At 59.0% G+C, this 7,909-nt stretch carries 7 protein-coding genes and 2 pseudogenes; 8 read left to right on the top strand and 1 reads right to left on the bottom strand.

Annotation, left to right across the window (positions count from 1 at the left end; genetic code table 11):
* Positions 1-75: 75 nt before the first annotated feature.
* Positions 76-660: pseudogene (locus P7F60_RS29370) on the top strand (alpha/beta fold hydrolase); the annotation flags it as partial.
* Here the strand turns inward: P7F60_RS29370 and P7F60_RS29365 are convergent.
* Positions 661-888, bottom strand: a pseudogene (locus P7F60_RS29365) (IS21 family transposase); the annotation flags it as partial.
* 678 nt (positions 889-1,566) lie between these two features.
* On the opposite strand from P7F60_RS29365, the gene P7F60_RS29360 reads away from it, so the two are divergent.
* The 7 genes from P7F60_RS29360 (at position 1,567) to P7F60_RS29330 (ending at position 7,868) form a co-directional block, all read left to right on the top strand.
* Positions 1,567-2,718, top strand: coding sequence for a transporter substrate-binding domain-containing protein (locus tag P7F60_RS29360; protein ID WP_277921078.1), 1,152 nt, complete (start codon positions 1,567-1,569; stop codon positions 2,716-2,718).
* A gap of 13 nt (positions 2,719-2,731) precedes the next feature.
* The gene (locus P7F60_RS29355; RefSeq protein ID WP_277921077.1) at positions 2,732-3,388 is read left to right on the top strand and encodes an ANTAR domain-containing protein; all 657 of its coding nucleotides are present in this window, start codon (positions 2,732-2,734) and stop codon (positions 3,386-3,388) included.
* 157 nt (positions 3,389-3,545) lie between these two features.
* Positions 3,546-4,157, top strand: a complete 612-nt coding sequence (locus tag P7F60_RS29350; RefSeq protein ID WP_259030781.1) for a hypothetical protein — start codon at positions 3,546-3,548, stop codon at positions 4,155-4,157.
* Between the two features lie 8 nt (positions 4,158-4,165).
* Entirely contained in the window at positions 4,166-5,188 is a 1,023-nt protein-coding gene (locus P7F60_RS29345) for a hypothetical protein (RefSeq protein WP_277921076.1), read from the top strand.
* Between the two features lie 52 nt (positions 5,189-5,240).
* Positions 5,241-6,224, top strand: coding sequence for a GTP-binding protein (locus tag P7F60_RS29340; RefSeq protein ID WP_277921075.1), 984 nt, complete (start codon positions 5,241-5,243; stop codon positions 6,222-6,224).
* A gap of 669 nt (positions 6,225-6,893) precedes the next feature.
* The gene (locus P7F60_RS29335; protein WP_148657851.1) at positions 6,894-7,112 is read left to right on the top strand and encodes a CbtB-domain containing protein; all 219 of its coding nucleotides are present in this window, start codon (positions 6,894-6,896) and stop codon (positions 7,110-7,112) included.
* A gap of 21 nt (positions 7,113-7,133) precedes the next feature.
* Positions 7,134-7,868 (top strand): CbtA family protein, encoded by a 735-nt coding sequence (locus P7F60_RS29330; protein ID WP_148657852.1) that lies wholly within the window; start codon positions 7,134-7,136, stop codon positions 7,866-7,868.
* Positions 7,869-7,909 lie beyond the last annotated feature (41 nt).

The following is a 7,909-nucleotide window of genomic DNA, read 5'->3' as shown; positions in this document are numbered from 1 at the left end:
GGGCGAAGATCGCTCGCGCATGAGCAGTGCACGTGGCGGGCGTCACGCTTTTGCTTCGCTGAAGTTAACTTTACGATGCCGCCCGCACTGCTGCTGCTCGGTGGGTGGCCGCAGAACTGGTTTGCCTGGCGCTACCTCATGCTTCCGCTCAGCCAGCATTTCACGGGCATCGCCGTCGATCCCCGCGGTGTCGGTCTGTCCGAAAAGCCGTCCGACGGCTACGATGCCGACACCTTGTCCGCCGACATGTTCTCACTCATGGACGCGCTCGGTCACGAGAAGTTTTCGATGGTCGGCCATGACGTCGGTCTGTGGATCGGATACGTGATGGCGGCCGACCGCCCGGATCGCATCGAGCGCATCGCTCTCGGCGAAGCCATCGTCCCCGGTCTGTCGCCGTCGCCTCCGCTGCTCAGTGACGACCGCTGGGTCAGCGACTTCCTGTGGCACTTCAACTTCAACCGCGCGCTCGGTGTCAACGAACGCCTCGTCGAAGGTCGCGAGGACCTTTATTTCGGCTACCAGTTCGACACGAAGTCGGGGTCTGCGGAGAAGTATCCTGCCTACGGCAAGGAGTTCTATATCGAGACCCTCCGCCGGGTTCCTGGCGCGCTCAAGGCAAGCTTCGACTACTACCGCGCAATCGATCAGTCTATCCCGTTCATAACCAAGACCCCGAAGCTCCTCGTAAATCCGGATCAGAGTAAGCTGCTCCCGAGAAGGCTTGCCCTCGTTGGCGGCCAGAAAGCGTTCGATCTCAGCCTTCCAGATGCCGGTCTTCGGTAAAGGTTGCCGTTCTCGCTCATAGGAGAAGTCGGTCTCATTGGACCGCAATATCTTGCGGACCGTGTTGCGCGACACATGCAGTTCCCGGACGATCTTCTTCATGACGCATTGCGGCCTCCTGCTATCCGGACGCGCAGGCCATCATAGCGCTCCACGTTTGCCTTGGGTTCACGCAGCAATGTCAGGGCATGTGGCGTGTCGATGTCGGGATCGTCGGTGGTCTTGCCATCGATCAGCCGGTGCAGAAGATGGAAGCCGCTGATCCTCTACCATCTTCGGGATGGTCGCCAACGATTCAACGCGCTTTGCCGCGTCATTCCGAGCGCGACGCGTCAGATGCTAGCGCAACATCTACGCGAACTCGAGGCTAACGGCGTCATCGACAGGGCGGTACATGAAAAAGTCCCGCCCCATGTCGAATCCAGCTTTTCTTCAAAGGGAAGAACTTTGATGCCCATCCTGGAGGCAATGGCGCAATGGGGTGTGGAGAACGACACGCTGTCGCGGTCGCGATGAACGCGCTGCGAGCCTGACCCGGTCTCCGGGCGAGCCCGCTATTGACGGACGATGCCGTGTAGACGTATGGTATATGAAGGAATTGTGAATTCGCGGCATCGGAGCCGTGTAAAAATATGACGGCAAAAAAGCCTCCAAGCATCCTTGGTCACGAAGGAAGCTGGAGGTTTTTGCGTTTTCGGAGTTCTTGCCAGTCCATTCGTGATGACTAATCAGCAGGCGAAAAGCCGCACTGGGGAATGCTTCAAACCGGGAGCAACTACATTGATAAAACCGACCGATACTTCGGAGCCATGGCGTGTTGGAGTGCTGTTTTCCCGGACGGGTTTCATGTCCGTTATCGAGGAAACGCAGCTCCGTGGAACATTGCTGGCTATAGACCAGATCAACGACAGCGGCGGCATAAACGGTCGTCCGCTTGAGCCCGTAATCTATGATCCGGGCTCGGACACGCGTTCTTACGGACAGCTCGCGAAGCGGCTGATGGTGGTTGACGAGGTCAGCACGATTTTCGGCTGCTACACGTCAGCGAGCCGGAAGTCGGTGCTTCCCGTCGTCGAACGGCTGAACGGGCTGCTGTGGTATCCGACGCTTTACGAGGGGTTCGAGTTTTCGCCCAATGTGATCTATACCGGTGCGACCCCCAACCAGAACAGCATGCAGCTCTGTAGTCTGCTTATGAAGCTGTATGGCGACCGCTTCTTCTTCATCGGTTCCGACTACATCTATCCGCGGGAATCCAACCGTATCATGCGTGAAATGGTGGCGCGGAGCGGAGGAAGCGTTGTCGGCGAGCGTTACGTGCGCCTCGGGGCGTCGCGGCTGGAGTTCGAGCCGATCATGCAGGAGATCAAGCTCACGAAACCCGACGTCATCTTCTCGACGGTCGTGGGAGACGGGACCGTGTTCCTCTACCAAGCTTACTCCGACAAGGGTTTCGATCCGAAGAAAATGCCGATCGCCAGTCTCACGACATGCGAGGCGGAAATCGCCGCGATGGGTCACGACGTCGGTGAGGGCCATCTGACCGCCGCTCCGTATTTCCAGGGTGTCGGCAACAACCAGAACAGCGAGTTCGTCAAGAGTTACCAGAAGCGGTACGGCGACGACGCCCCGACGAACATGTGCCTGGAATCCTCCTATTTCCAGGTCAACGTCTTCGCCAAGACCCTCGAGCGCGCGAACTCTCTCGAAACCCCCGTTCTAAGGGCTATGGTTATGGGGTCGGAGTTCGAAGCGCCTCAGGGGGCCGTGTCGATCAACCCGAACTGGGCGCATGCCGACCTGTGGTCGCGGGTGGGTCGCGCCAACCGAAACGGCCAGTTCGATATCCTGTTCGAATCGAGGACGACAGTGAAAGCAGACCCCTTCCTCATAGGAAGCGGGCGTTGCACCGTCGCGGCCGCTGCAGTTTAGTGGGAGGGGTTGAATGTCGAGAATAGAAGTACTTCACGAGCGACGTCTCGCCTCTCCGCCTCAGGGAGCGGTTCGCAACGAGCAGTCGGCACCCAACAACCAGTACAAGGCCGTGCAGAACCTGAACGTCGCCCTTATCGTCGAGCTGGACAGCGAGGGAGAGCGGCTCATGCGCGAGCTGCAGCGCCTGCGCTGCACGGTGCGTCATATCTGGCCCGTGCCCGTGCAGCTGCCCGAGAACTACGACGTCGTTTATTGCACCCTGATGGAAGACCTTCCACGCCGCATTCCATGGCTTCCGGGCGAACCGTCAACAACGTTGATCCTGGTCGATCGCGGCCAGGACACGCTCAATCTCAAACTTATCAACAACTGCGCCGCCCACGGCATGATCCACTACCCGCCGACCGCACGTTCGACGATCGGAGCGCTGGCGATGGCCAGGGAGCACTTCCTCTACGAACAACGGCTGCGGGGACGGATCGAGAAGCTCGACGAGAACCTGAGGACAATGCGAGTGGTCGAGAAAGCGAAGTCGATCGTGATGCGCACAAAGAGTCTCGGCGAGGACGACGCCTATAATTTCCTGCGTAGTCAGGCAATGGAACGGAGAGTGACGATCGGCGTAATCGCCAAGGCCGTCGTGGAGTCGTTCGACCTCCTGAACTGAGGTCGATACGACGTCGTTGACAACAACGCTTTCGAGCGTAAGCTTCTGCTCAGCAACGTAGCTGAGTTGAAATTTCGGCAATAAGCGCCTCACTGCATCCGTCCTTCGGGGACGCATTGCGTGAGGCGTTTTTCGTTTTTAAAGCGAGGAGATCGCGATGCCTTTGAACAGTCGGAATTCGGTTTTCACGATCGTCACGTCTCTGGCGATATGTGCGCTTTCCTCGATCTCATCGAACGCGCACGCGCACTCGATGAGATCTTCGGACGGAGCAGGGACGCCGAAAGGGATCGAGATCGCCTCTATCGCGCATTCGGACATGGAGCTGCTTTCCAAATTCCGCCCTGACATCATTTCGCTGGCGGAACGGCAGGTGAAGACGGACGAGCGGATGCGACGGCTCATGAACTTCTCGAAAATCCAGTACACCTACTGCCTGTGGGGTATGATCCCGGGGGCGCTGACGGACGAGGAGAGCGACTTCAACGCGTGTTCACACGCCTACCTAGCGTCGGCTTTGGCACTCCTCGATCACATGGAACAGATGCCTTTGGCCAGCGCCGAGGCGGTAGCGATAAGGCAGGCGATCGACGTCGAGCGGGCGGCCTCGCCGTCGTTCGTGCTGTGCAAGAGCAGCGCCGATCTCTTCTACACGGATCGGTTACTCGTACCCCGGCAAACCTATGCGACCGCAGGAGGGGCTTTCGGTCTTCTCCTGTTGGTCGGCGCAATGCCACTGTTCCGGGCCAGCCGCCGTGTTTCGCGTTGAGAGCTACAATGGCCGATAGTCAAACCACCTCGGACATCGCGATCATCAAGTCGGGCTTTCCGTTACTGGCGAGGATGGTTGTCGATCCGAATTTCGAACTCAGTCTGGGCGCTTTCGGCGCGGTCGGCCAGTTTCCCCGCGAGGCGCGCATTTTTGTCGATGTTACGGACGACCGTGTCAGCGCGGCGACGGAAAGCTCCAGCATATCGCTACGGTGGCACGATCACCTGCGCCTCGTGGCGTTCGAAACACTGAGTTCCGACCCTGAGGGCTGGAACTGTGGCATCGCCATATGCCTGCCTGAAGAACACGCGCGGATGTCCGCGCCGGGGCGTCCCGCGGAGGACTGTCTGGACCGTCACGCGATCTTTGCCGCCCATCGAACGCGGACCGTCCTCGACATCGTTGCCGGAAGTCCCTACGCGGATATCCGCCTGAGGGCGGACAAGGGTGCTCTGCCGGATTTGCGTAATCGTTTGCACGGCTCCGTACTCGATGCCGACCTCGTCGAGATCGAAGACTGCATCTGGATTTTCGATACGGCCGTCGGGCGGATCGAGACCGGGGATCGTCGACGTCGCCATTTCCTTTCGCAGCTCTTCGGTACCACGGATACCCATTCCCGAACCCTCCCTATCCCGGAGGGCCTGGTACCGGTCGGCTATGCCTTTCCTCCCAATCCCCGGCAGGCCGAACCGGGAGCGTGGGGAGCAGCTCACTTCTCGTTTCAGGTTATCCTTGACGAACATGGCGTTCCGGAACTCGTCAAGCTCAAGAGACGCGTGGAGCGAGCGCTCGAAGACGGCAAGTCGAACGAGGTGTTCGGGTCTCTCCTCGAACATTCCGGCCCACCGACCCGGACGGAAATCGAATGCGTCCGGATCGCGCTGCGGCAGCGGCGCTGGCTCAGGGGCGGACGACCGGCCCACGGATGGGAAGACGAGTTCGACGCCCCGTTAGCCAAGATACGCGGCGGCACGACGGCTGGCGAGATGGTTAACCAGCCCACGACAATGAAAGAAGAAATTTGATCGAGACGCAGCGACTGCCATAGCCGGCGTCGCCAAAGCCAGAAAGGTTCACATGTCAACCGCAACTCAAACCAACGACCGCATCCCGGCAACCGTTATTACGGGTTTCCTCGGGTCCGGGAAAACAACCCTCGTGAACAGGATTCTTCACGAGAACCACGGCAAGAAGATCGCCGTTATCGTAAACGAGTTCGGCGAGATCAGTATCGACGGCCAGCTGGTCATCAGGGACGAGCAGGCGGAACTCGTCGAGTTCAACAACGGTTGTCTCTGCTGCACAGTGAGGGGGGATTTGATCGAGACGCTCGAAAGGCTTCAGGAACGCGCGGGCGAACTCGAGGGTATCCTGATCGAGACGACCGGGCTTGCCGATCCCGCTCCGGTCGCTTCCACGTTCTTCGTCGCCGACGACGTGAAAAGCCGCATTCGCCTCGACGCGTTCGTGACAATGGTCGACGCGGTCAATCTGGAGACAAATCTCAACCAAAGCCCCGAGGCCGTCGAACAGGTGGCGTTCAGCGACGTGGTGCTGGTGAACAAGATCGACGTCGCCTCGCCGGAACAGGTGAAAAGCGCGGAAGCTACGGTACGCAGGATCAACCCGCTCGCGCGTATCCATTTCACGGCGAACGCCGAGATCGATCTGGGACACGTCATCAACGTAGGCGCGTTCGACCTCGTGCAGAAGCTCGACGTCGATCCGGGCTTCCTCGACGACCACGAGCACGAACACGATCCGGCGGTCGGGTCTTTCATCCTCGAGGAAACGCGGCCCATCGATCTCAATCGCTTCTCCCTCTGGCTGAACGAAGTCGCTCAGACGCGCGGGCAGGACCTCTACCGGACAAAGGGCATCTTCTACGCCAAGGGATTCAAGGAGCGTGTCGTCTTCCAGAGTGTCCGGATGCTGACAACGATGCGCATGGATCGCCCGTGGACCGACGACGAGCCACGCGTGTCGCAGTTCGTCGTAATAGGGAGAAACCTCGATCGCGAGGCATTCGCCGACGGGTTCGCGCGCTGTGTGGCGGGATAGGGTGCGGCGATGACCCTCGTATCGGGATCGACTGCCAGCAGCGTGGACACCGGCGAACCGGTCTACCAGGTCCATGTCTTCTGCTGCACGAACGAACGGCCAGCTACTCACTGGAGGGGATCGTGCGGAGCCAAACGGGGACGGCAGCTGTGCGATTACATGTGTCGCCTCGCGATGACCTTGGGAATGAGGCGGATCCGGATAAACCACGCCGGATGTATGAACGTCTGCGAACATGGTCCGGTGATGGTGATTTACCCCGAAGGCGTCTGGTATCGCTTCGAAACCGAAGACGATGTCTCGGAAATCCTCCGGTCACACGTCGGTGGAGGGCGTTATGTGGATCGGCTTAGGCTGTTCATCGATCCGAGTACGATCCACGGTTAGGAAAGCATTGTTGGCGTATTCTCTCGTGTGGCTGGGACGAATAGCCTAAATTCTATGCAATAAGTCTAGTAATTAAGCGTATTGGCGGCAATTCCGGCAGCGAATTTTTAATCCAGAATTCGCAGAATTAGTCTCTTGACAATCCATGGTGTCGATGTAGGCTCTAATTTCAGCAATATAGCTGAAAACATTTCTGGCAATAAGCGCCTCACTGCATTCATCCCTCGGGGATGGCCTGCGTGGGGCGTTTTTCGTTTTTGGTCTCGAAACAAGGAGAATGAAATGTCTGCCGTTATCAATCCGAACGTACAGAGCTCTCACGCCGCCGACGCGATTCCCCTCGGGCAGGTACTGCCCTGGGCGGTTTTTGGAGGAATGTTGATGCTCCTCTCGATCTACTTCGTCGGCGTCGAGGAAGGCGCGATGTCACTCGTCTCGAGCAATTACGTCCACGAGTACGTCCACGACGCCCGTCACCTTCTCGGCTTCCCCTGCCACTGATATTATAAAGGAGATACGGCGATGGTCGGAAAACTGCTCGTAAGAGGAATGTTGGCTGGTGTCATCGCCGCCATCTTTGCCTTTGCCTTTTTCAAGTCCTACGGCGAACCGTGGGTCGATCACGCGATCGCGATCGAGGAGCAACATAGTACGGCGGCCGGGATGGCCGCCGAACCCGAACTCGTCAGCCGTTCCGTCCAGGCGGGACTGGGCCTTCTTACCGGTGTCCTCGTCTACGGCGTGGCGATCGGCGGACTGTTTGCCATTGCCTATGCCTTCGCGAACAAACGTCTCGGCGTGCTGAGCCCGCGCAGCACCGCTATGCTGATCGCCATTGTCGGACTGGTGGCTCTGATCGTCGTGCCTGCTCTGAAATATCCGGCTAACCCGCCTGCGGTCGGAAGCGGCGACACTATCGGCGCGCGGACGCAGTTATACTTCCTGATGGTCGCGGCTTCCGTCTTGTCGGCCACGCTATCCATCATGGCCGCCACGAAGCTGTGGCCTAAGATCGGCGGGTGGTACGCGTCGCTCGCAGCCGTATGCATCTACGCCGGCATCGTAGCGGTCATGATGCAGATCCTTCCTGCGGTGAACGAGGTTCCCGAAGGCTTTCCGGCGGAAACCCTCTACAATTTCAGGACATCCTCGCTCGCGGGTCATGTGATATTCTGGACGATGCTCGGCGTTGCTTTCGACATCATCCGGCTATGGTCCGACGCACTGTGGCCGAAGCGAGGGACAAACGCGGCCTGACAGTCCGCGAACGCGCCGACCGTTTCCATTCAAGCGTCCAA

The organism is Rhizobium sp. YJ-22 (genome assembly GCF_029601685.1).
Taxonomy (GTDB): Bacteria; Pseudomonadota; Alphaproteobacteria; order Rhizobiales; family Rhizobiaceae; genus Metarhizobium.
This window is presented reverse-complemented; position numbering and strand designations above follow the sequence as displayed.

Coding starts and splice junctions, on each gene's coding strand:
- P7F60_RS29355 (WP_277921077.1), top strand. CDS start 2,732: ATGTCGAGAATAGAAGTACTTCACGAGCGACGTCTCGCCTCTCCGCCT.
- P7F60_RS29350 (WP_259030781.1), top strand. CDS start 3,546: ATGCCTTTGAACAGTCGGAATTCGGTTTTCACGATCGTCACGTCTCTG.
- P7F60_RS29345 (WP_277921076.1), top strand. CDS start 4,166: ATGGCCGATAGTCAAACCACCTCGGACATCGCGATCATCAAGTCGGGC.
- P7F60_RS29340 (WP_277921075.1), top strand. CDS start 5,241: ATGTCAACCGCAACTCAAACCAACGACCGCATCCCGGCAACCGTTATT.
- P7F60_RS29335 (WP_148657851.1), top strand. CDS start 6,894: ATGTCTGCCGTTATCAATCCGAACGTACAGAGCTCTCACGCCGCCGAC.
- P7F60_RS29330 (WP_148657852.1), top strand. CDS start 7,134: ATGGTCGGAAAACTGCTCGTAAGAGGAATGTTGGCTGGTGTCATCGCC.